This is a genomic window from Agromyces sp. NPDC058064 (assembly GCF_042885275.1).
In the GTDB taxonomy this organism is placed as follows: Bacteria; Actinomycetota; Actinomycetes; order Actinomycetales; family Microbacteriaceae; genus Agromyces.
Map to the genome: position 1 here is coordinate 272,532 of NZ_JBHVSE010000006.1, position 22,161 is coordinate 294,692.

Consider the following 22,161-nt stretch of genomic DNA (forward strand, 5'->3'; position numbering starts at 1 on the left):
AGGCCGAGCGGGGCTCAGATGGCCGACCGATCGTCGCGTCGTCGTGCCGCCTCGACGTCCTCCTCGGGTTCGAACGTCGTCGGCGCGCCCGCGCCGACCCCGACGCCGCCGGGGACGTTGGGGATCGTGCCGCCTGAGCCGAGTCCGTCGGGCTTGACGGTGCCGGCGCTCGCGTCGACGGCATCGCCGCGACGGGCCTCGGCCTCCTCATCGTCGGCCTTCGTCGCCGGGAGGTCCGTGCGGTCGGCGTCCTCGTCTTCGTGCGGCTCGCCGAGGCCGCCTGAGGTGTCAGTCATGTCCGCTCCTCCGTGGGGTGTCGTCGCCACGTTCGCACGACGGCCGGCCCGCGGGGAGGCGGTTGACATCGCCGTGCGGAGAGGTTCGTGCTCGAGAGAACGCACCACTTCTCTGCTTCACCACCGATCGCCGGGATCGACCACCCCGGCGGTCGCGTTCACGGCTCCTGGGCGAGCTCCTTCGCGAACCAGTGCTCGGCGTACGGGCTGTCGTTGAACGGCGCGACCTCGGTGTAGCCGAGCTTCGCGTAGAGCGCGCGGGCTTCGACGAGGTCGTCGCGGGTGTCGAGTCGGGCGCGGGTTCGCCCGTGTCGCATCGACTCGGCCTCGACGGCGGCGACCAGGGCCGCGGCGAGCCCTGAACCTCGGGCCTCGGGGGCGACGAACACCCGCGTCAGTTCGGCCGTGTCGGCGTCGACGTAGCGCGCCCCCGCACAGCCGAGCGCCCGCCCGGCTTCGGACGCGAGGAAGAACACGCCGAGGTCGTCGCGCAGGTCGTCGTCGGGATCTCCTGCGAGCTGCTCGTCGACTTCGGCCTCGGTCGCCGGCCGGCCGTAGTACCGCGTGATGATGTCGTCGTAGTAGCGACGGAGGATCGCGACGGCGTCGGCGCTCGCCGGGTCGACGCGGAGGATCTCGGGCACCGCACCACCCTGCTTCGGCGCCTCGGCCGGGAGGGCCTCGGGGCTGCGTAGCCGCCGCAGCCCCGAGGCATCCCTCGCTACTCGGTCGTGAGCGCGTACTCGCCGTCGGCGCAGCCGCTGACGATCCAGCCGCCCTCGACCTGCTCGAGCTCGACGCGGCTGAGGCCGCCCTGCTCCGACAAGCGCGGCTCGGCCTCGCCCGGGATCCACACGCGGAGTCCGCAGGTCGGCTCGTCGACGACGCCGGTGAAGGCGAGCTCGGCGCGGTCGCCGCCCGCGACCCCGGCCTCGAGGCTCGTGAGCACGCCCGGCGCCTCCTGCGGGTACGCCCGCGACAGGATGTCGAGCAGGTGGTCCTTGCGGGGCGCGTCGTCGCCGGTCGCGCAGTCCTCCGAGAGCAGGCCGTTGCCGAGCTCCTGGATGCCGTTCTGCGGGTCGCCGCACGCCTGCTTCCAGACCCAGTACGCGCTGCCGAGCATGCGTGCGTCCTCTTCGGCGGCGTAGCGCGAGAGGTGGGCCGCGGTCGACGCGTCGTCGCCCCAGTAGCCGTACTCGCCCGACCACATCGGCATGCCGAGCTCGTCGGCCACGCGCTGGCCGAGCTCGAACTGGCGCTCGGTGCTGACGATCGTCGGCAGGCCGAGCGAGGCATCCATCGTGATCGACTCGGCGTAGAGGTGCGGGGAGAAGACGACGTTGGCGTCGTCGGTGAAGCCGGGGCGCGGGCCGCTGTCGAACCCGAGGCCCGACCACAGGATGCTCGGCTCGACGAATACGATCTGCGGTGCGCCGGCCTCGCGGATCGCCTCGATCGCGTCGGCCGAGAACTCGCCGAGCTTCAGCGAGGTCGTCACGGGCGCGGTCTCGCCGAAACCGGGCTCGTTGAGCAGGTCGAACCCGGCGACGGCCTGCTCGTCGGCGAACTCGCCCGCGAGCTCGCCCCAGGTGCGCACGAGCGCCTGCCGGATTCCGTCGGTGTCGAACCAGAAGTGCTCGAACGCGCGGTCGCCGGCGGGGGAGATGTCGCGGCCCGTGAACGAGCAGCGCGGAGTGCCGTCCCAGTGCGTGGCCCACTCGGGCGCGCCGTCGTAGCCCCACATCGGGTCGGTGCCGGGCCGGCAGACGGTGCCCTCGGCGGTCGGCAGGTTCGACCAGCCGTCCTGGTGCATGTCGAGCACGGTGCGGATGCCGTGCTCCTCGCCCCACGCGACGGCCTGCTTCACGGTCGCGAGGTACTCGGGATCGAGCGACCCCTGCGTCGGTTCGAGCGCCGACCACGAGAGCCCGAGGCGCACGACGTTGAAGCCGTACGTCGCCATGTCGGCGAAGTCCTGCTCGGTGAGCTCGCGCGTCACCGGCACCTCGGGGCGGGCCTGGTAGAAGTCGACGAGCTGGTTGACGTTCACCCCGCGCAGCAGCACCTGGTGGCCCTCGCCGTCGGCGATGACCCCGTCCTCGACGCGCAGGAACCCGGCGGGCACGGATGACTCGCCGCGCCCGGCGGCGACGGCGGCGGCCGAGGCCGGGGCGATGAGCGAGGCGGTGAGCGCGGCCACCGCGACGACGGCCACGGCGGCGCCCGCGGCGACCGCGACGGTCGCGGGCGTGGCATCCGATGCGGTGCGCTTCGCGAGCACCCGGTCGGCGACGAGTGCGACCGCGCCGGGGAGCCAGCCGGTGCACGCGCCGAAGGCGAGGCCGTCGGCGACGTGCACGTACGTCGCCATCAGCGGCCACAGGTCGCCGCGGAACCCGTCGTCGACGACGAGGCCGATCACGCCCTGCGCGAGGCCGAACAGCCCGCCCGCGACGAGCGCGCCGAGCCAGGCGCCGAGGAGGCCGGGGACGCGCGGGCGCATCCAGCGGAGGCCGAGCCACGCGGCGCCGATGAGGAGGGCGATCGCCACGACCATGCCCACGATCCCGGGCAGTCCGCTGCCGGGGTGCGGCGTCGGGATGCCGGGGGCGGAGGTGGCGCCCGTCCACCACGAGCCCGCGAGCAGCGGCGCGGCCGCGCCGAACGCGACGGCGGCCGGCCAGATCGAACGGCCGTCGGCCGGGGCGGCGCGGAAGGCCGAATCGAGGCCGCGCCGCCGCGCGACGATCCGCTCGACCACCCGCACGACGCCCGCCACGATCAGGGCCGACGGCACCGCCTTCGCGGTGATGTACCCGGCCGCCCAGGCCGACAACGCGAGGTCGCCCGTCATCGCGAGGCACGCGGCCGCCTGCGCGAGCAGGGCGGCGAGCACGACCCCGGCCGTCAGCGTCCAGAAGCGGTCGCCCGCGCGGACGGCGCTCCACCACACCACGGCGAGCATGACCGGCACGAAGACCACGTAGCGGGCGATCGGCCACCAGAGCTCGGCCTGCGGCATGCCGCCGGGCCAGCCGACGAGGGCGAGCAGGCCCGTCGGATCGATGAGCGCCTGGATCACCAGGAGGACGGCGGTCGCGGAGACGGCGACGATCGGACGGCGAACCTGGCGCATTGCACTCCATCGTGACTTCGAGGGTCGGGTCAGACCAGCATCCGTACCGCCTCCCGCCCGGTCAAGGGAAAAGTGGGACAAGTGACCCAGTTGTGATCTTCGGCGAAGCGGTGGTCGGTCGTCGGGTTCGTCTCGATGGGTTGCGGTCTCGACGACTGCGAACCGCCCGAAGTTCGCCCCGAAATGGGGCGAGACTCCTGCCGGTGGCGCCAATAGTGTCGGGAGATGCTCGACCCGGGAAATCGCTACGACGGTCTGTCGCTCAGCGACATGCAGATGTACGGCGCAGAGGACATGGAGGAGCTGGCCATGATCCTCGAAGCCCTTGACCGCGCGAACGGTGTGCAGACACGTGTGGAAGCGAACGCGCCGGGACCTGCCTGGGCCCCGCTGCTGCGCGCTCCTCGTCGATCCATGGGGGCGCTGGCTGATGCTGAAGTTCCTTCGCGCCCAGGTGTCTGCGCCGTTTTCGATATGGATGAGCCGGTGTTCCTGGGCAAGGGAACTGGTCAAGCGGGGCTTCGCGGCAGAATTCGCGCGCATCTCGCGACCGACGCCGATCTCAGCCGAAGCACACTTCGTGCGAGCGTCGCCGTCGACGTGCTCGGGGTGAGCCGATGGACTGCTCGACAGCGTCCGGCGTCACTGCCTGATTGGGCCGTGGCGTCGGTCAACGAGCGGCTGTCTGAATTCCATATCGCGTGGGTCGAGTGCTCCAATGCCGATGAGGCGAGCGACCTTAAGCGCAGAATGCTCACCGAGTTCCGCCCCGAATACAACATGCGATGACTCGACGATCGACGCATGGGCGCGGGTGCCGGGCGGTGAGAGCCCGCCACTGCCGCCCTTGACCCCCGCCACGAAACCCCGCTAGTGTTCCAAGGCTGCGCCGACCGCGCAGCATCCCCGGAATCTGGAATGGAGGCGGCCATGAGCGTGTATCTGCAGCGCACGAACAAGCCGACCTTCGTCGAGCCCATGAACGAGCCCGCCCAGCGCGGGTTCACCCGTGAACTCGACCAGCTTCTCGACCAGGCACCCTGACGCCGCGACCATTCGCGAATCCGTCACCCCGTGCCGCTCGAGGCCCGGGGTGTTTCCGTCTGCGCGCGACGAGACCCTCGGGCCCGAGGAACTCGCCCGTCGCACTCCGCACCCGCGGGGCGCGACCGCAACCAGACAGGAAAGGAACATGGAGAGGATCTCCGATCGGCTCGTTTCGTGGGCGAGCCTGCTCGACGAGCAGACGATCGAGCAGGCCCGCGTCTCGTCGACGATGCCGTTCATCTACCCGCACCTCGCGCTCATGCCCGACGCGCACCTCGGCCTCGGGGCCACGGTGGGCTCGGTCATCCCGACGCTCGGTGCGATCATCCCCGCGGCCGTCGGCGTCGACATCGGCTGCGGCATGATCGCGGTGCAGACGCAGTTCGAGGCATCCGAGCTGCCCGCCGACCGGCGGGAGGTGCGGGAGCAGATCGAGCGCGCCATCCCGCTCTCGGCCGGCAAGTACAACCGCAAGGTCGTCGCGACCGCCGAGCCGCGCGTCGCCGAGCTCGAGGCACTCGCCGAGGCGAAGGGCTTCGACCCGGCACGGTACGCCGGCAACTGGCGCGAGCAGCTCGGCACGCTCGGCAGCGGCAACCACTTCATCGAGGTGTCGCTCGACGAGGCCGACCGGGTGTGGCTCTTCCTGCACTCGGGCAGCCGGGGCGTGGGCAACAAGATCGCGCAGCACCACATCAAGGTCGCCCAGCGGCTCGCGAAGCAGTGGTGGATCGAGCTGCCGAACCCCGACCTGGCCTACCTCGTCGAGGGTTCGCCCGAGTTCACGCGGTACATCGCCGAGCTCAGGTGGGCGCAGCACTTCGCCCTGCTCAACCGCGAGGAGATGATGGACCGGGTCTTCCGGCAGGTCTCCGAGTGGGTGGGCCGCCCGGTGGAGGAGCGGCAGCGCATCAACTGCCACCACAACTTCACCGAGAGCGAGGAGCACTTCGGCAAGCGGGTGTGGGTGTCGCGCAAGGGCGCGATCCAGGCCGACGCCGGTCGGCCCGGGCTCATCCCGGGGTCGATGGGCACCGCGTCGTACGTGGTCGAGGGGCTCGGCGACACGATGTCGCTGAACTCGTCGCCGCACGGCGCCGGCCGGGAGTACTCGCGGTCGAAGGCCCGCAAGACCTTCACGCACGAGCAGCTGCGTGAGGCGATGGTCGGCATCGAGTTCCGCGACACCGACGCGTTCATCGACGAGATCCCGCAGGCCTACAAGCCGATCGACCGGGTGATGGCCGACGCCGCCCCGCTCGTGAAGGTGCGGCACACGCTGCGCCAGATCGTGAACGTCAAGGGCGACTAGGGATGCCTCGGGCTGCGGCCCGCGCACAGGGGGAACTTGCGCGGGCCGTGGCCGGAGTCGCGGCTCTGGGGACGGTCTGATGGGGCGTCCGACGCAGCTCGAACGGCACCAGGCCGTGCTTCGGGGGCTGCCCGCCGCCGAGATCGCCGACTACCTGACCGTGCACTCCGGCCTGCCCGGCCCGCGCAGCAATCTCGAAGCATTGCAGGCGTTCGGCGATGTCGCGCCCACCGAGGTACTCCTCGAGTTCTGCAGGACCGCAAGAAGGCGCGATTGATCCGCGTACTCGACGAGACCCGCTCGCCTGAAGCGCCGAGATCGTGGCGCCGACGCCGGTCGTGGACTCAGCGACCCGGTGGTCTGTCCCAAGAACCGCGCCGCTTCTCTGCTTCACCACTGCTTCGCCACAGTGAACCACCCAGCGGTCATCCCGCCGCGGCGGGTGCCAGGCCATCGCCGCGGCCGCGGTCGGGGACTCTCGTCGGTGAGCGTGTGGAAATGTGGAATTGTGGTCGCGACCGGTGTGGTCATGTGGAAATGTGGTCGCCTCGTCGAGAGCGACTCCCCACGATGGGACCCGACGACGAAGCCCGACGGAGGGGCGCATGACCTTCACCCTGACGCTCGACGTCGACGCCGAGCCCGCGCGGGTCTTCGAGTTCATCGCCGACTTCGCCACCACGCCGCAGTGGTACTCGGCGGTGCAACGGGTGGAACGCGTCCACGGCACCGGTGGCGCCGGCACGACGTACACGGTCCATCGTCGGCTCCCTTCGGGCCCCGCGGCCAACACCGTGGTCGTCGACAGTTGCACCGAAGGCGAAGAGATCACCTTCGCCTCGGTCGACGGCCCCACCCCGTTCTCGTATCGCTATCGGGTCCGGCCCGCACCCGGCGGCTCCCGTCTCGAGCTCGAGGGCTCGATCAGTGCGGCCGGACTGCCTGGACCCGCGCGTCTGCTCGGGGCCCTCGCCGAGCCACTCTTCGAGCGCGGCATGCGCAGCAACCTGAAGACGCTCAAGGGCATCCTCGAGCAGTAGGCGCCGCTCCGCGACGTCAGTACTCGCGCGGTACCGGTCCGAGCTTCAGCGTCTTGCGGACGACGCGCACGAGGTATTCCGCGGCCGAGGCATTCCACAGGGACCGGTGGCGGTCTCACGCCCGATGTCGATCTCACCCAATCCCGTTCGACGCATGAGTAGAAGCACCGATGCACCACCGCTTCACGAAGCATCCGAAGCATCCGAACTCACGGCAAGGAGCAAGATCATGGCAACACCTCGGGTCCTTCGCCCCCTGCGCAACCCCGCCTACCGGTGGCTCGCCGCCGCACTCGTCGCGTCGATGGTCGGCGCGGGCATCTGGATGGTGGCACTCGTCTGGCAGATCGTCGCGATCGGCGGTGGGGCGGCCGAGTTGTCGCTCGTCGCCGGGGCATCCGCGATCGGGATGCTGCTCACCACCCTTCTGGGCGGCGCGCTCGCCGACCGGATCCCGCAGCGCCGCATCCTCATCGTCGTCGAGGTCGTGCGCGCCGCGAGCGTCGGGGCGGTCGCCCTGCTCGCGCTCGCCGGAACTCTCGACGTCTGGCACCTCACCGTCGTCGCCTTCGTCGGCGGCGTGATGGCGGGCCTCTACTACCCGGCGTACTCGGCGCTGCTGCCGAGCGTGCTGCCCGAGGACGAACTGCTCGCCGCCAACGGCTTCGAGGGCATGGCGCGTCCGGTGCTCATGCAGGCCGGCGGTCCCGCGCTCGCGAGCGCGCTCATCGCGATCTCGTCACCCGGTGCCGCGCTCGCGATCGCCGCGCTCACGGGCGTGGTCGCCGCGGTGTGCCTCAGGCGAGTGCCCGACCAGCCGCTGCGCGGCGAGCGGGCGAGCGGAACGAGGCATCCGGCCGTGGCCTTGCTCGTCGACGTGCGCGACGGATTCTCGTACATGGTGCGCACGCCGTGGCTGCTCGGCACCCTGGCGTTCGCGTCGCTGCTGATCCTCATCATCATGGGGCCGTTCGAGGTGCTGGTTCCGTTCGTCATCAAGGATGTCGCGGGCGGCGGCCCCGAGGGCCACGCCCTCGTGCTGGCGGCGTTCGGCATCGGCGGTGCGGTCGGGTCGATGGTCGTGGCATCCCTGCGGCTGCCGCGCCGCTACCTCACCGTCATGAACCTGCTGTGGGGCCTCGGCTGCCTGCCGCTCGTCGTGTTCGGCCTGACCGACCAGGTGTGGGTGATGGCGCTCGCCGCGTTCGCCGTCGGCGCCGCGTTCAACGGCGGCGTCGTGATCTGGGGAACGCTGCTGCAGCGCCGGGTTCCGCCCGAGATGCTCGGCCGCGTCTCGAGCCTCGACTTCTTCGTCTCGCTCGCGTTCATGCCCGTGTCGATGGCGTTCGCCGGCCCAGCGGGCGAGGGGCTCGGGCTGCCGATGGTGTTCCTCATCGCCGGCATCGCCCCGCTCGTGATCGGCGTCGTCGCGATCGTCGCGGCCCGCATGCGCCGCGACGAGCTCGTGCACCCGCTGGATGTCACGGAGCCGGCTGATTCCGAAGCGGTCGGTGCCGCGCCGGAGCGAGAGCCTGAGAAAGCGCTCGCCTGAGCGACTGGAGACGAACCCGGGGCCCGCTGGATGGCGGGCCCCGGGTGGCGCGCTTCAGGCGTCCCGCTCTTAAGATGGAGCATGGCCTGGATCCGGGTCAGGCGCAGACGCGATGCGCACGAACTCGAAGTCCACGACGCAGACTTGGCGAAGCGGGCTGGATCGGCCCTGTTCGCCTGCGACGAGCGCATTCGCGTCGCCATCGACGAACTCGCCTTCGCCGAGGCCGAGCTCGGACCCGACTCGACCGAGGGGTTGAGCCGGGCGATCGCCGCGGGCCGCGAGAGCTTGGGCGAGGCATTCCGGCTGAACCGGGCCAATCACGACGCGGTACGCGGCACCCCCGACGACATGCGAGCCCGCGACGCCCGCATCGTCGAGCTGTGCGTGTCGGCTGTGACCGCACTCGACGAGGAGTCCACCACGCTCGCCCACCGGCTCGCGCTCGCGCGGCGGGCGCCCGAGGTCATCGCGGGCATTCAGACGGATGCCTCGCTCCTCCGCGCGCGGATCCCGCAGGCTCGCGACATCGTCGACCAGCTCGCCGCCCGCTACTCGAGCGAGGCGCTCGTCGAGGTCGCCGCCGAACCCGCCGAGGCTGAACAGCTGCTCGACTTCGCCGAACACAGCGCGCGCGTGGCCGAGCGCCGGCGTGCGGCCGGGCAGCGCGAGCAGGCGAACCTCGCGCTCGAGGCGGCCACCGAAGCGGTGCGCCGGGCGGCGACGCTGCTCGACGCGGTCGAGACCTTCGAGGTCGAGGCGTTGCACGCGGAGTCCAGGCTGGCGGCACTCGTCGAGCAGTCGCGCCGTGCCCTCGCCGGCGCGCTCGAGGCCCCGCAATCGCGCGGCGTCGCCGACGCGATCGCGGGGTTGCGGGCCGCGCTCGACGGTCTCCCGGCGGCCGGCGTCAACACCGACCCGATCGCCTGCCTCACGCGGCTGCGCGCCGCGAACGAGGCCCTGGACGCCGCGATCGAGGCGGTGCGCGAGCGGGCAACGCAACCGGTCCCGCCACCCGAGCACGTGCGCCACGCCATCTACGATGCCGACCAGCAGCTCGACCTGGTGCGCGACACCGTCGGCGGACACCCCGGCTGGGTCGGCCCCGAGGCGCTCGCGCAGCTCGCCCGGTCTGAGCGCGTGCGCACCGACCTCGGCCACTACCTCGGCAGTTCGAGCGCGCCGATCACGCTGACCGACGAACACCACCGGGCGCACGTGATCGCGATGGCGCAGCACGTCGCATCCCTCGCGAGCGAAGCGCTGCACCTGGCGCGGCGCGACATCCGGGCGGCGCGACTGCAGGATGCCGGGCGGCGAGGCGGCGTGCCCGACTGATCGCGGGAACCCTTTCGGCGGTCGCCCGAAGCTGCTACCCATGAACATGCCCATCGACGTGAACGCCGCACCTGCTGACGCCGCCCGCCGAGTCGTCGACGCCGCTTCGTACCTGACGATCGCCACCGCGGATGCCGCGGGCACGCCCTGGGCGACGCCCGTCTGGTTCGCCGAGCACGAGCTGCGCGAGTACTACTGGGTCTCGCGCCCCGAGACCCGCCACTCGCGGAACATCGCCGAGCGATCCGAGGTCGCGCTCGCCGTCTTCGACTCGACGGTCGCGGTCGGCAGCGCGATCGCCGTCTACGTCGAGGGCACCGCCGGCGAGGTGCCGGCCGCCGAGCTCGAAGCGGCCATCGCCGTGTACGACGCGAAGTCGACCGGGCTCGGCCTGCGCCGCTGGACGGCGGCTGACGTGACCGGCGAGGCGCCGTTCCGGCTCTTCCGCGCCAAAGCGTCGCAGGTCTACGTGCTCGACGAGCGCGAGCGACGGGTGCCGGTGCTCTCGTCACGAGGTTCGGACACCTGACCAGTTCGCGCCCGCGGAAGCAAGTGTTCCTCTCGGAGGCGTGTGGTCATGTGGTCATGTGGTCGGGCGAGGTGTGGTCATGTGGTCATGTGTTCGGGCGAGGTGTGGTCATGTGGTCATGTGGTCGCCCCGCACAAAGTGATACCGACCGCGGCTGCGAGCGCGAGGCATCCGACTCGGTGAGACCGGACGCCCCAGAACGGGGGCGCCGTTCAGGTTGCGGGCCACGCGACGCGTGCCGGCGATCGTCGCGCCGATAGGCTGCGACCCGTGTGCTCCGCGCCGGGCGGGCACGTCGTCTCGAGGAAGGCCCTGATGGAAACCGCACCGATGCTCGCGTGGACCCTGCGCAACGAGATCCCGATTCCCGCCGACATCACGCCGCTGCTCGTCGAGGGCGAGCAGGCGGTGGCCTCGTTCAAGACGTTCCGCGACTCGGCGACCTTCACGACGAAGCGCCTCATCGTGCGCGACGCGCAGGGCATGACCGGCAAGAAGGTCGAGATCTACTCGCTGCCGTACAGCTCGATCAACATGTGGTCGACCGAGAACGCCGGCGGCCTCCTCGACCGCGACGCCGAGGTCGAGCTCTGGACCCGTGCTGGCCACATCAAGGTCAAGCTCACGAAGGGCGCCGACGTCCGCCGTATCGACAGCCTGATCGCGTGGGCGGTGCTGCAGCACTAGAAGTCGCGGCCCCCTTCCAGCCCGCGCCCCTAGGATCGATCGCATGGCTGGATTCTGGGGCAAGCGCAAGCGCGAAGATCTGGAACTGCAGGCCCAGGACGCCGATCTGGCGAAGCGGGCGGGCAGTGCGCTGGTCGCCGCCGATGAGCGCGTGCGCGTCACCTCCGATGAGCTCGTCTTCGCCGAGGCCGAGCTCGGTCACGACGCGACCGCTGAGCTGAACGAGGGGCTCGCCGCGGTGAAGCAGCACCTCGGCGAGGCGTTCCGGCTGAACCAGCTGAACCACGACGAGATCCCCGACACCGCCGACGAGCTGCGCACCCGCAACGCGCGCATCGTGCAGCTGTGCGAGTGGGCCGAAGACGTGCTCGACGAGCGCACGGCCGCGCTCGCCGACAAGATCGCGCGGGCGCGCCGCGCGCCCGAGATCATCGCCGGCGTCAGGGCGGATGCCACGCGCCTCCGCGCACTCGTGCCGCACGCGCGCGAGACCGTCGAGCGCCTCGCCGCCCGTTACTCGCGCGAGGCGCTCGCCCAGGTCGACTCCAACCCCGCCGAGGCCGAGCAGCTCATCGGATTCGCCGAGCACGGCGCCGCCGTCGCCGAACGCCGACGCGAGGCCGGACAGCGCGAGCAGGCCAACCTCGCCCTCGAGGCCGCGACCGAGTCGGCGCGCCGCGCGGGCAAGCTGCTCGACGCCGTCGAGACCTTCGAGATCGAGGCGCTGCGCGCCGAGTCGACCCTCGCGGCTATCGTCGAAGACTCCCGTGACGACCTGATCGTCGCCCAGCGCGAACCGCAGACGCCCGCGGTCACCGCCGCAATGGCCGCACTCCAGGGCGCGCTCGCCGCGCTGCCCTCGGCCGGAGTCAACACCGACCCCTTCGCCCAGCTCACCCGCCTCCGTGATGCGAACGCCGGCCTCGATGCCGCGATCGCCGCGGCCCGCGAGCGCGCTGCGCGCCCGATCCCGCCGCTCGAGCACGTGCACCACGCGATCGACGACGCCGACCGTCAGCTCGCCGTCGCCCGAGACGTCATCGCCGGCCACCGCGGCTGGATCGGCGCCGATGCCCGCACCCGCCTCGCCGAGTCCGAGCGGGTGCGCATCGACCTCGACCGCTTCCTCGGCACCTCGGCGGCGACCGTCTCGGTCATCGGCGAAGACCACCGCGAGCAGGCCATGGCCATGGCCCGCCGCGTCGCGCAGCTCGCCGCCGAAGCGCTGCAGCTCGCGAAGCGCGACATCGACTCCTCACGCCCTTCGGGCGGCCCCGGCCAGTGGGGCGACCCGGGCTGGGGCGGCGGCGGCCGTCGCGGCGGCAGCTCCGACGTCATGGGCGGAATCCTCGGCGGCCTCGTCATCGGCAGCGTGCTCGACGGGATCTTCGACTGACCCACCGCTGGTCGAGTAGCGAAGCGTATCGAGACCCTCACTCCGTCGGTCGAGTACCGCAGCGTATCGAGACCCCTACCTCGAGGCATCCGAGCAGCTCTTGGCGGAATGTCCCGCCATCTTGACCGCTGTCGACTGACGGCCACAAAGTCGCAGCGGCAGAATACTCAAGTGACTCGCCGCGGACTGCTCCTCTTCATCGCGCTCGGAATCGCGTGGGGCATCCCCTATCTCTTCATCAAGGTCGCCGTGTCGGAACTCGACCCGGGCATGGTCGTGCTCGCGCGTTCGGGCCTCGCGGCGATCCTGCTGCTGCCGCTCGCGATCTTCCGTCACGAGGTCGGGCCGGTGCTGCGCCGCTGGAAGCCGATGCTCGCCTACACCCTCGTCGAGATCGTGCTGCCGTGGTACTTCCTGAGCTCGGCCGAGCAGAGCCTGCCGAGCTCGACCGCGGGGCTGCTGCTCGCGGCCGTGCCGCTCGCGGGCGTCGCTATCGCGTTCCTCATGGGCCGCCCCGAGCGACTATCCGGCTCGAACTGGATCGGCATCGCGCTCGGCATGCTCGGCGTCGCCGCGCTCGTCGGCTTGGATGTCGCGGGCTCCGACCTCTTCGCCGTCGCCCAGATGGCCGTGGTCGTCGTCGGCTACGCGCTCGGCCCGGCGATCCTCGCCCGCTGGATGCCCGACCTGCCCGGCATCGGCATCGTCGCCGTCTCGCTCGCGGGCGCCGCGATCGCGTACCTGCCGTTCGTGCTGTTGGCCGAGGGCCTGCCCACGGCGTGGCCGTCGACGCAGGTCGTCGTCGCGATCATCGTGCTCGCCGTGGTCTGCAGCGCCCTCGCGTTCCTGCTCATGGTCGGCCTCATCGCCGAGATCGGCCCGGTCAAGGCGACCACGATCACCTACGTCAACCCGGCCGTCGCGATCATCGCCGGCGTCGTCGTGCTGGGGGAGCGGGTGACCGTGTGGACGATCGTCGGCTTCGCGCTCGTGCTGCTCGGCTCGTACCTGGTGACGAAGAAGCACCCCACTCCGGTCGGTCGAGGAGCGACGCAGGAGCGCCTCGAGACCACCGCTCCATCACGCGAGTAACGGCCGGAGGCTCACCCACGGAGAGACCCCGGCCGGTCGCTACACTTCGAGCGTGCGCACCGCCGGAGTCGACCTCGCCGCAGACACCAAGAAGACCGCGATCGCGGTCATCCAGTGGGAGTCGGTTCGGGCGACGGTCGAGCGGGTCGAGCTCGGGGCACCCGATGAAATGATCGTGGATGTCGCGGCCGACGTCGACCGCATGGGCATCGACTGCGCGTTCGGGTGGCCCGATGACTTCGTCGAGTTCGTGAGCCGCCATGCGGAGGGTGCCCGCGTCGATCTCTCTCGCGACCGCGGAATCGACTGGCGCCGGCGCCTCGCGTACCGCGAGACCGACCGCGAGGTGCTGCGGCGCACCGGGCGCGCGCCGCTGAGTGTGGCGACCGATCGGCTGGGGCTGACCGCCATGCATTGCGCGGCACTGCTCGACGCGCTGGCCGACCGCATCGGCCCGATTTCGCGTGGTGGCTCGGGTCGCATCGTCGAGGTCTACCCGGCTGCGGCCCTGCGACTCTGGCAGCTCAGCCGGCCGGGCTACAAGACCGATGCAGAGGTGCGGGCCGGCCTCATCGCGAGCCTCGAGGAGCGCGCACCGTGGCTCGACCTCGATTCGGTCAGGCGTCGGTTGATCGAGTCGGATGACACGTTCGACGCCGTCATCGCGGCGCTGATCGCGCGGGCGCACGCGCTCGGCGAGACGCACCCGGTGCCGCCGGCGGTACGTGAGCAGGCGGATCGCGAAGGATGGATCGTGCTGCCGAGCGGCGCGGTCGAAGCGCTCGCGGGTTCGTGACCGGGTGCCGCTGCAGCCACCCTTGGTCAGTCGCCGTCGGCGGCGTCGCCTAGATCGCCGGCTTCGGCGGCCGACGGCTCCCACTCGATGACCGAGGCGGTCGTGCTGCCCAGCGAATCTCCGGCGCGGAGGCTCGCGGCCTCGAGCGCCCGCTGAATCGCGAGGTCGGTCTCAGATCCCGGATCGACGTGCGCATCGAATGACATGGTGACCTCCTGCGGCCCACCGTAGCCAACGATCGGCCGCCCGACCAGCCCTTCGTCGCAGAGCTCGCACTTGACGCCGACGCTCGTCCGCGGCATCCTCGGGCCGAGACAGGCGGGGGAGTTCTCATGCAGATGCTCGCACCAGGTGACGACGGTTACGACGACGCGCGGCGCGTGTGGAACGCGATGATCGACCGCAGACCTCGGTACATCGCTGCCTGCTCGAGCGCCGAGGACGTCGCCGAGGCGATCCGCTTCGCGCGTGCGAACGACCTCGAGATCGGCGTGCGCTGCGGCGGGCACAGCATCGTCGGCCACGCCGTGCCTGACGGCGGGCTCATGATCGACCTGCGACCGATGGGTTCGGTCGAGGTGGATGCCACGACTCTCCGAGCTCATGTGCAGGGCGGCGCGCTGCTCGGGGCTCTCGACCGCGCGGCGCAGGCCCATGGCCTCGCAACGACCGCGGGCAATGTGTCGCACACCGGTGTCGGCGGGCTCGCGCTCGGCGGCGGCATGGGCTGGCTCGCCCGACAGCACGGACTGACCTGCGACAACGTCGTCTCGTTCGAGGTCGTGACCGCTGAGGGCGAGATCTTGCGGGTCGACCGCGATCATCACCCCGAGCTGTTCTGGGCGCTGAGGGGTGGCGGCGGAAACTTCGGCGTCGTGACCGAGTTCGAGCTGGTGTTGCACCCCGAGCCCGGAAACGTGCTCTCGGTCGAGTACCTCTACCCCGTGGCATCCGGCACCGCGGCGATGCGTCGCTGGCGCGACGAGAGCACCCGAGCCGACCGACGCGCGACCTACAACGCGACCATCTCCGATGGGACGCTGTTGCTCGGCTTCGTCTGGGTCGGCGACCCGGTCGACGGCGAGGCCGCGGCGGCCACGCTCGCGACGAGTCTCGCCGAAGTCGACGCCGGCTTCGAGCGAGTGATCGTTCCGATGACCTACCTCGAGCTGCAGACCCGCGAAGACGACGTCGAGGCGCACGAGTGGCGCCGCTACTGGAAGGGCCACTACTTCAGCGAACTGAGCGACGACGTCATCGACGCGGTGCTTGCGCGTGATGGTGACGATCTGCCGAACGTAAGTTTGCAGGCGTATGGCGGGGCGATCGCCGATGTCGCGCCGGGGGAGACGGCGTTCTCGCGGCGCGATACGGCGTTCGAGTTCGTGTGTGCGTCGAAGTGGGTCGATCGCGCCGATGACGAGGCATGCATCGCGGGCGCTCGTCGGTATGCCGTGATGCTGGAGCCCTTCGCGAGCGGCGCCTACGTCAACGCGCTCAGCGACGAAGGATCAGCGGGCGTACGCCGCGCGTACGCACCCGAGCATCTCGCGCGCCTGACAGCGGTGAAGGATGCGTACGACCCCGCGAACTTGTTCCACCTGAATCAGAACATCGTGCCTTCGGAGCGGTAGGCCTTGCAGATGCTGATCGGCCGGGAGCGCGTCCGGGTCGGGCGGTGACAATCCGCATCGCGCTTCGGGCTCGCGTGCGAGCGGACATCGGCACTCTGAGCCTTCATCACAGTGTCGGGCCGTCGGTGTACGCTCCGAGCGTGGCAGATGATCGGGTGGTTCAGGAGCTTCGGGACTTCGTCGAAGAACGCGAGTGGGGTCAGTTTCACTCTCCGGAAAATCTCGCGAAGAGCATCAGCATCGAGGCAGCTGAGTTGCTCGAGTGCTTTCAATGGCAAGCGGGGGCGCCTACTGAACGCGTAGTTGAAGAGCTCGCCGATGTGCTGACATATTGTCTTCTGCTCGCAGACAACCTCGGTGTCGACGCTGACCAGATCGTGCTCGACAAGCTCCAGCAGACCCGAGCGAAGTACCCGGTCGATCGTTCGCGCGGGCGGAGCGCCAAGTATGACCAGCTTTAGGGTCGAGCAATTCCCGTTCAGCAGACAGTCGATTAAGACCTGGGCCGAGCCCGATGGGCGGCATGCAAACTGGCCCGTGGTCTACACGCTGAGCAGCAACCGCGAGATTTACGTGGGCGAAACGCTGAACGCAGCAGGTCGTCTGCGCCAGCATCTCGACGCTCCGGGCAAGAAGGAGCTTAGCGCCGCCCGAATTGTGATCGACGAGACCTTCAACAAGTCGGTCTGCCTCGATCTCGAGTCATATCTGATCCGTCTCTTCGCCGGCGACGGCAAGTTCACTGTGATCAATCGCAACGAGGGCATCACCGATGCCGACTACTTCGAGCGTGTGCGCTATCGCGCAACGTTCGACGCGATCTTCGAAGAACTGCGCGAAGCGGGAATGTTCACTCGTGACATCCCCGAAATCGAGAACAACGACCTCTTCAAACTGTCGCCCTTCAAAGCGCTGAACCAAGAGCAAGCGATCACGATGGAGGGCATTCTCGAGGCGCTTTTCGCTGACATTGACTCCGGTGAGCGGGGCACTATCGTCGTGCAGGGTGACCCAGGCACGGGCAAGACGATCGTCGGCATCTTCTTCATGAAGCTGCTCCGTGACATCGAGCGCGCTGACCCCACCGAGCGCACCGAGAACGACTCGCTCTTCTCCGACTTCTTCACGGAGGGGTACGTCGAGAAGCTGAAGGACTTCAGGATCGGGATCGTGATTCCCCAGCAGTCGCTCCGGAAGTCGGTGCAGAAGGTCTTCGCAAAGACGCCGGGCCTCGAGAAGAGCATGGTGCTGACGCCGTTCCAGGTCGGCGAGTCTGACCAGGATTTCGACCTTCTGGTCGTCGACGAAGCCCACCGGCTGAGCCAGCGGGCGAATCAACCGTCGGGCGCGCTCAACAAGAAGTTCCCCGAGATCAACACGAGGCTCTTCGGTCATGACGACCTCGGCAAGACCCAGCTCGACTGGATTCGCTCGAAGAGCCGACACCAGGTACTGCTGCTCGACGAAGCACAGAGCATACGGCCGGCCGACCTGCCGAGTCACGTGGTCGGCCCACTCGTGCGCGATTCGAAGGAGCAGCATCGGTTCTATCCGCTCGCATCACAGATGCGCGTCGCCGGCGGTGCCGACTACATCGATTTCATCCGACGGATGCTTCGGGCTGAGGCGAAGGAACCGCGCGAGTTCTTCGGGTACGAGCTTCGGATGTTCGACGACCTCGCTGAGATGCACGAGGCGATCCGTGAGCGCGACCGTGAGCACGGTCTCGCCCGCTTGGCGGCCGGCTATGCCTGGCCATGGAAGAGCAAGCACGACGCCTCGACCGTCGACATCGAGCTCGACGGCATCGGGCTGCGCTGGAACACCACCGCCACCGACTGGGCGAGCTCGCCGAACGCTCTTGAAGAGGTCGGATCGATCCATACACTGCAAGGCTACGACCTGAACTACGCCGGCGTGATCATCGGCCCCGACCTGCGCCTCGACCCCATGAGCGGCAAGGTCGTCGCCGATCTCGACAACTACTTCGACAAGAAGGGCAAAGAGCACAACGCCCAACTTGGCATCACGTATGACGGCGACGACGTGCTGCAGTACATCTTGAACATCTACGCCGTACTGCTGACGCGGGGGATGCGCGGGACGTTTGTCTACGTTTCCGACCCGTTGTTTCGTGAGTATGCGCGCACGGTCATAACCCCTTCTGCCGGTGCCGACTAAGGCGCGTCGGCCGTCCCGGCCGACGAGGCGCGCCACCTGCACGGCTGGTTGGGGCTGGAGAATTGCAAGCTCAGCGGGCTGGCCGGGGCGGCGGTTCGGCCGGAACGACGTAGCCCTCCTCACCCAAGAGGATCAAGAATCGCACTCTCAGTGTCAACCCGGGCGAAGTGATGCTTGCGCGCCCGGGGCCGCCTCTTTGCTTGCGCGCTCGACTGCGCCCGCGGTGATGGGTCGCGAGCCGCTCGTGGGCACGGTGGGCGGTCTCCTCAAGGGCGATCGACGCGCTTGCCACGACGCAGATTCTGCCCGTGCCGTGGATCCGCTAACTCACAATCTCGCTAGAGCCTTGCGTCCGCCTGCAGCCTTGCCTTCGTCTTCTTCAGATCTTGGTCTGGCACTCCGATGCGACTGCGGTAGTCAGAATTACGGATAAGAAGGTGCTCCGAGTATGGACTTGCGAGTGATGCGACTCGCCGATAATTCGAAAGATCTGCAACTGGAACGGCCACGAGATTCTCAAAGTCCAGCACAAGATCGGGGACCGCCCGAAAGCGCGGCAAGTAGTGGTATCTCGGTAGGCGACTCGTCAGGAGCTGTTGAAGCCCACCCCACTTAGTTTTGGAGTCCTGACTATCGACCCATTCCTTGTACGTGGTGAAATTCGTGAGGTGAGTTCCGCCCACAAGCAATGCGAATTCCACCTTGCTCTGAGCGAAGTCACATGCGGGTGTCAATACGGACCACCAAGATTCGCCCGCGTCGGCGGTGGGGTCGAGCACCATGACGTCTCCGGGCCGCAGGTTCGTCGCGACGGGCGGATAGACGTATCGTCGGCTCGGTACCGACTCGATCCCAGTGTCGTCCTGATCTTCCAGCCACTGCGCGACGCGAGTGATAAGCACACGACTCATGTCCTCAAGGCGGCCGCCTTCAAGGTATTCTGCCCAGTTCGGCGCGATTTCACTCCACATGTGTTCTCTCATCACGTTCGAGATCCTGGCCTCTAGGGCCCCCATCTGGTGGGCAGTCTCGCCTTCGACTGCAGCACGGATCGCGGACGGAATGGAAGGGAGCTGGTCCTTGCCTAGGACGACGACGAACGGCGGCATCTCGCTGTCGCGAACTTGGTCAGGCAGGGCGGTCCAAAAGATGACTGGAAGGAACTTGCTGCCCCGAATATCAGAGAACACGCGGGCGCCCGCTTGATCGTCGTCCGGGACGTTCCCGTTGCGGTCCCTGCGAACATCCAACACAACGACATCGCACTCTCCAGCACGTACTCGCTCGTAACCCCTGTCGAAGTCATTCTCGATGTTCACCACAACCGTCAATGGCTCGCCGTCAAAAGCATCGTGAATCTCGCGCTGTGCATCCAACGCGAGCTGTTCATTGTCGTCAACGACGAGGACTCTTAGGATGCTTGGATTCATCAGACGCGCTTTCGTAGAGTTGCTCGGAATGTGGCTCCGGAGAGGGGGCCCTCCGGATCAAGTTCTAGCTCACCACCGTAGAGCTCTTCGACAATATTGCCTGCGATGCTAAGTCCAAGCCCAACGCCGTCGGGTCGTTGAGAGAAGTACGGATCGAAGATCAGATCGCGAATCTCGTAAGGCACACCCGGCCCGTTGTCGCTCACCGTGAGCGTTACGGAGCCATCGGTGTTTCGATTGACGCCTACCAGGATCTGGCCCGGTGATCCGGAGGAGTTAGTCGTGACCCAATGCAGGGCATTCTGGATCAGGTTCACGAGCACTGTGAGGATCTCGGCGCGGTCGACCGTCGCCTCGACCTCATCACCTAGTGTTTCGAGGAGAACGCCCAGCTCGATGGCCTCTGAAGCGAAAATATCGGCTGCTTCGTTGACGATCAGCCGGAGGCCCACCTTGGAGGGGCGACCGCGCTTGCGTCCACTGAACGGCTCAATCTGGTTGAAGAGCGTAGACAGAAGATCTGCTTGAAGGTGGGTGTCTCGCATCGCCTTTCTTCCGACCGCGATCTTCTCATCACGGGTGAGGCTCTGCTTTGCCAGGTCTCGCTCACCGAAGCGCGCAATGCTCGCCAGCCGAGTTGCAGCCGTGCGGCCGTCATGCAGAACCCTATCGATCAACGAACCCAACGTCGCCAATCGTGAATACTGGGACAGCGTTCGTTGTACGCTCTCGACGCTCGCTTGCATTTCGGCGACCTTGTTGTCGACGAGCGACAGCAGCGCTGTATCGGCAGGGTCGGATCCATCATTCGCAACGATCGCTTCGCGGATCCCGTTCAGCTCGAACGACTCGAACAGGCCTCGCCGTGCATCGGTGTGATGCTCGCTCGGACGGCGCGCCGCGTACCGCCTCGTCTCGATCTCAGCGAGAGCTTCACCGACGATCGACTTCAGATCGCTGTAGGCGGCGCCTTCGAGAAGTCCTTCGCGGTTGGACTGATCTTTCAATTCATCATTGTTGTCCGCACTGATGAAGATGTGACCAAGTATCTGGTTGTTCGATAGTCGCAGAGTGGGATTCTGAACGCGACGTCGATCCAACCCCAGCCAATCGTCGCCGGCCTCGCCGAACGGCAGGACCCTGAACCCATCTCGATAGACACTTACGCCGGCCACATCATCGAGCAATCTTCTGAAGGCGCGAATGTTCGACCCGCCTCCGGCTGCTCTGATCGCTTCTGTGTCGCGATCCCAAACCGAGATATCCAGCTCAAATGGCCCTGCTGCGGGTTTGCGGCCTGAACTACTCCAGAGGGGTTCATCTCGAAGTTCCAACGTCGCCGGTGGTGTGTGTTGGATGTAGGTCAGTTGCGCTATTCCGTTGTTATCTACTGAACCGAAGAGCCTGTACGAGGGCATATCGAGCTCTTCCGGTGGCTCCACTTCTCCATCGAGTGATGTAAACGGGGCGGGTAGTGAAAGGATGATTCTGAATTCGTCGATTACACCGGTTGAGGAGGGGCGGGGTCGCATCAACCTTGCCAAGGAGGTGCGCAACTCCGCGAAGTCAGCTTCCGCCCACTCCCCGGCGAGCTTGTCGATCTGAAGGAGAGTGCCACGAGCCTCAGAGAAGGCGGTGACACCAGCCTCGGAGAAAGCTTCTGCTGCCGCCCCACTCGGAGTGAATACCTTTGCAGGACCCTCTTCCCACGCAAGTTCCACCTCGTCGAGATAGGCATCGGGGCGATCGAATGCGGACCAGTCAATCAGAAGCTCGACTTCCGATGAACTCGCTCGACGTGAGACCAGCCGTAACTCGCTGCCGAGTCGTGCCGCGGCGAGGCGGCCGATTCCCTTTTCTCCCAGGACTCTGCGCCTTCCGCTTTCACTTCGTGGGCGCTTTCGCTTCACATCAGTGGCGATATCCAGCCACGCTCTCTGAAGGACCGCTGCGTCCATCCCGTGGCCATCGTCCCAGATCTCAATCCGGCCGGAGATATGTGGCGCGATTCCCGAGAAGCGGACTAGAACAACGCTTGCGTCCGCGTCGTATGCATTCTTGACTAGTTCGATCAGAGCCACTTTTTTGCTGCTGATTAGATCGTCGCCGAGCGTCCGCAGGAGGCGGGCGCGAGGTCGAAGTGCCTGCCGCCCGAACTGTTGCTCCATGGTCATATTGCCAAGCATCACATGGTCTGTGGTGGACTCGACAACGCCCCACCGAGCGCCATCTGGTGACTCGCTTGTGATCGCTCCTAATCGTCGCAGCCGAGCTAGATGTACTGACCTCGACCGTTGTTGATTCGGTCGATGGGGGTGTGGCCTCCGATGCCGAGGTGGGTTCTGTCTAGGTTGTAGTAGTCGAGCCAGATCGGCAAGGCCGCTGCGCGGTCGGTATTCGATGCCCAGGGTCGGGCGTAGGCCCACTCGGTCGCGAGGGTTCGGTTGAGGCGTTCGACTTTCCCATTGGTCCATGGGCAGCGCGGGCGGATGAACTTCTGCTTGATGCTGTGGTCGTTCAGGACATCGCGGAACACGGTCGAGTTTCGGTACGCGAACGCGTTGTCCGTGATCACGCGCTCGACTCGCACGCCGAGTTGAGCGTAGAACGCGATCGCTCGTTCGAGGAACCCGGCACAGGTCGCACCTCGTTCGTCGGGATGGATCTCGAGGTACGCCAGCCGGGAGTGGTCATC

At 67.9% G+C, this 22,161-nt stretch carries 21 protein-coding genes; 14 read left to right on the forward strand and 7 right to left on the reverse strand.

Annotated features, from left to right (window positions below; all coding sequences use genetic code 11):
• Positions 1-14: 14 nt before the first annotated feature.
• From ACFVSL_RS18230 to ACFVSL_RS18240, 3 genes are all read right to left on the reverse strand, one after another.
• Positions 15-296: a hypothetical protein gene (locus ACFVSL_RS18230; protein ID WP_386942419.1), complete on the reverse strand. Its 282-nt coding sequence runs from the start codon at positions 294-296 to the stop codon at positions 15-17.
• A 158-nt stretch (positions 297-454) separates the two neighbouring features.
• A complete protein-coding gene (locus tag ACFVSL_RS18235; RefSeq protein ID WP_386942421.1) occupies positions 455-940 on the reverse strand; it encodes a GNAT family N-acetyltransferase in 486 nt (161 codons plus the stop codon).
• A gap of 77 nt (positions 941-1,017) precedes the next feature.
• Positions 1,018-3,432, reverse strand: a complete 2,415-nt coding sequence (locus ACFVSL_RS18240) for a glycoside hydrolase family 5 protein (RefSeq protein ID WP_386942423.1) — start codon at positions 3,430-3,432, stop codon at positions 1,018-1,020.
• Positions 3,433-3,657: 225 nt separating this feature from the next.
• Between ACFVSL_RS18240 and ACFVSL_RS18245 the strand changes: the two genes are divergently transcribed.
• The 11 genes from ACFVSL_RS18245 to ACFVSL_RS18295 all read left to right on the forward strand — a co-directional run bounded on the left by ACFVSL_RS18245 (position 3,658) and on the right by ACFVSL_RS18295 (position 14,221).
• Entirely contained in the window at positions 3,658-4,221 is a 564-nt protein-coding gene (locus ACFVSL_RS18245) for a hypothetical protein (RefSeq protein WP_386942425.1), read from the forward strand.
• A gap of 403 nt (positions 4,222-4,624) precedes the next feature.
• Positions 4,625-5,791, forward strand: coding sequence for an RtcB family protein (locus tag ACFVSL_RS18250; protein ID WP_386942427.1), 1,167 nt, complete (start codon positions 4,625-4,627; stop codon positions 5,789-5,791).
• 79 nt (positions 5,792-5,870) lie between these two features.
• Positions 5,871-6,068, forward strand: a complete 198-nt coding sequence (locus tag ACFVSL_RS18255) for a hypothetical protein (protein ID WP_386942429.1) — start codon at positions 5,871-5,873, stop codon at positions 6,066-6,068.
• Positions 6,069-6,396: 328 nt separating this feature from the next.
• On the forward strand, positions 6,397-6,831 hold the full coding sequence (locus ACFVSL_RS18260; protein ID WP_386942431.1) for an SRPBCC family protein: 435 nt from the start codon (positions 6,397-6,399) through the stop codon (positions 6,829-6,831).
• Positions 6,832-6,985: 154 nt separating this feature from the next.
• Positions 6,986-8,383, forward strand: a complete 1,398-nt coding sequence (locus ACFVSL_RS18265; protein WP_386942433.1) for an MFS transporter — start codon at positions 6,986-6,988, stop codon at positions 8,381-8,383.
• Positions 8,384-8,527: 144 nt separating this feature from the next.
• Positions 8,528-9,721 carry a hypothetical protein gene (locus tag ACFVSL_RS18270; protein ID WP_386942435.1) on the forward strand — a complete coding sequence of 398 codons (1,194 nt, stop codon included), beginning with the start codon at positions 8,528-8,530 and terminating at the stop codon, positions 9,719-9,721.
• 40 nt (positions 9,722-9,761) lie between these two features.
• Positions 9,762-10,250, forward strand: coding sequence for a pyridoxamine 5'-phosphate oxidase family protein (locus tag ACFVSL_RS18275; protein ID WP_386942437.1), 489 nt, complete (start codon positions 9,762-9,764; stop codon positions 10,248-10,250).
• A 315-nt stretch (positions 10,251-10,565) separates the two neighbouring features.
• On the forward strand, positions 10,566-10,937 hold the full coding sequence (locus ACFVSL_RS18280; RefSeq protein WP_386942439.1) for a PH domain-containing protein: 372 nt from the start codon (positions 10,566-10,568) through the stop codon (positions 10,935-10,937).
• A gap of 43 nt (positions 10,938-10,980) precedes the next feature.
• Entirely contained in the window at positions 10,981-12,333 is a 1,353-nt protein-coding gene (locus tag ACFVSL_RS18285; RefSeq protein WP_386942441.1) for a hypothetical protein, read from the forward strand.
• Positions 12,334-12,504: 171 nt separating this feature from the next.
• Positions 12,505-13,425, forward strand: a complete 921-nt coding sequence (locus ACFVSL_RS18290) for a DMT family transporter (protein WP_386942443.1) — start codon at positions 12,505-12,507, stop codon at positions 13,423-13,425.
• A 52-nt stretch (positions 13,426-13,477) separates the two neighbouring features.
• Positions 13,478-14,221, forward strand: a complete 744-nt coding sequence (locus ACFVSL_RS18295) for a DUF429 domain-containing protein (protein WP_386942444.1) — start codon at positions 13,478-13,480, stop codon at positions 14,219-14,221.
• A gap of 26 nt (positions 14,222-14,247) precedes the next feature.
• Here the strand turns inward: ACFVSL_RS18295 and ACFVSL_RS18300 are convergent, their stop codons facing one another.
• Positions 14,248-14,523 (reverse strand): hypothetical protein, encoded by a 276-nt coding sequence (locus ACFVSL_RS18300; protein ID WP_386942446.1) that lies wholly within the window; start codon positions 14,521-14,523, stop codon positions 14,248-14,250.
• A 36-nt stretch (positions 14,524-14,559) separates the two neighbouring features.
• Here ACFVSL_RS18300 and ACFVSL_RS18305 point away from each other — a divergent pair, with 36 nt between their 5' ends.
• The 3 genes from ACFVSL_RS18305 to ACFVSL_RS18315 all read left to right on the forward strand — a co-directional run bounded on the left by ACFVSL_RS18305 (position 14,560) and on the right by ACFVSL_RS18315 (position 18,036).
• Positions 14,560-15,855 (forward strand): FAD-binding oxidoreductase, encoded by a 1,296-nt coding sequence (locus ACFVSL_RS18305; protein ID WP_386942473.1) that lies wholly within the window; start codon positions 14,560-14,562, stop codon positions 15,853-15,855.
• A 140-nt stretch (positions 15,856-15,995) separates the two neighbouring features.
• A complete protein-coding gene (locus tag ACFVSL_RS18310) occupies positions 15,996-16,316 on the forward strand; it encodes a nucleotide pyrophosphohydrolase (protein WP_386942448.1) in 321 nt (106 codons plus the stop codon).
• A 76-nt stretch (positions 16,317-16,392) separates the two neighbouring features.
• On the forward strand, positions 16,393-18,036 hold the full coding sequence (locus ACFVSL_RS18315; RefSeq protein WP_386942450.1) for a DNA/RNA helicase domain-containing protein: 1,644 nt from the start codon (positions 16,393-16,395) through the stop codon (positions 18,034-18,036).
• A 338-nt stretch (positions 18,037-18,374) separates the two neighbouring features.
• On the opposite strand, the gene ACFVSL_RS18320 is transcribed toward ACFVSL_RS18315, so the two are convergent.
• From ACFVSL_RS18320 to ACFVSL_RS18330, 3 genes are all read right to left on the reverse strand, one after another.
• Positions 18,375-19,466 carry a hypothetical protein gene (locus tag ACFVSL_RS18320; RefSeq protein ID WP_386942452.1) on the reverse strand — a complete coding sequence of 364 codons (1,092 nt, stop codon included), beginning with the start codon at positions 19,464-19,466 and terminating at the stop codon, positions 18,375-18,377.
• On the reverse strand, positions 19,466-21,634 hold the full coding sequence (locus ACFVSL_RS18325; protein ID WP_386942454.1) for an ATP-binding protein: 2,169 nt from the start codon (positions 21,632-21,634) through the stop codon (positions 19,466-19,468). The genes ACFVSL_RS18320 and ACFVSL_RS18325 overlap by 1 nt, the downstream gene beginning before the upstream one ends.
• A 104-nt stretch (positions 21,635-21,738) precedes the next feature.
• On the reverse strand, positions 21,739-22,161 hold a 423-nt coding region (locus ACFVSL_RS18330), incomplete at its 5' end, for an integrase core domain-containing protein (protein WP_386942456.1).

What these genes read in the sequence shown, in the direction of transcription:
- ACFVSL_RS18250 (WP_386942427.1), top strand. Translation starts at nt 4,625, where the DNA reads ATGGAGAGGATCTCCGATCGGCTCGTTTCGTGGGCGAGCCTGCTCGAC.
- ACFVSL_RS18320 (WP_386942452.1), bottom strand. Translation starts at nt 19,466, where the DNA reads ATGAATCCAAGCATCCTAAGAGTCCTCGTCGTTGACGACAATGAACAG.
- ACFVSL_RS18325 (WP_386942454.1), bottom strand. Translation starts at nt 21,634, where the DNA reads ATGGAGCAACAGTTCGGGCGGCAGGCACTTCGACCTCGCGCCCGCCTC.
- ACFVSL_RS18300 (WP_386942446.1), bottom strand. Translation starts at nt 14,523, where the DNA reads ATGCCGCGGACGAGCGTCGGCGTCAAGTGCGAGCTCTGCGACGAAGGG.
- ACFVSL_RS18305 (WP_386942473.1), top strand. Translation starts at nt 14,560, where the DNA reads ATGCTCGCACCAGGTGACGACGGTTACGACGACGCGCGGCGCGTGTGG.
- ACFVSL_RS18230 (WP_386942419.1), bottom strand. Translation starts at nt 296, where the DNA reads ATGACTGACACCTCAGGCGGCCTCGGCGAGCCGCACGAAGACGAGGAC.
- ACFVSL_RS18255 (WP_386942429.1), top strand. Translation starts at nt 5,871, where the DNA reads ATGGGGCGTCCGACGCAGCTCGAACGGCACCAGGCCGTGCTTCGGGGG.
- ACFVSL_RS18275 (WP_386942437.1), top strand. Translation starts at nt 9,762, where the DNA reads ATGAACATGCCCATCGACGTGAACGCCGCACCTGCTGACGCCGCCCGC.
- ACFVSL_RS18285 (WP_386942441.1), top strand. Translation starts at nt 10,981, where the DNA reads ATGGCTGGATTCTGGGGCAAGCGCAAGCGCGAAGATCTGGAACTGCAG.
- ACFVSL_RS18265 (WP_386942433.1), top strand. Translation starts at nt 6,986, where the DNA reads ATGAGTAGAAGCACCGATGCACCACCGCTTCACGAAGCATCCGAAGCA.
- ACFVSL_RS18260 (WP_386942431.1), top strand. Translation starts at nt 6,397, where the DNA reads ATGACCTTCACCCTGACGCTCGACGTCGACGCCGAGCCCGCGCGGGTC.
- ACFVSL_RS18245 (WP_386942425.1), top strand. Translation starts at nt 3,658, where the DNA reads ATGCTCGACCCGGGAAATCGCTACGACGGTCTGTCGCTCAGCGACATG.
- ACFVSL_RS18240 (WP_386942423.1), bottom strand. Translation starts at nt 3,432, where the DNA reads ATGCGCCAGGTTCGCCGTCCGATCGTCGCCGTCTCCGCGACCGCCGTC.
- ACFVSL_RS18280 (WP_386942439.1), top strand. Translation starts at nt 10,566, where the DNA reads ATGGAAACCGCACCGATGCTCGCGTGGACCCTGCGCAACGAGATCCCG.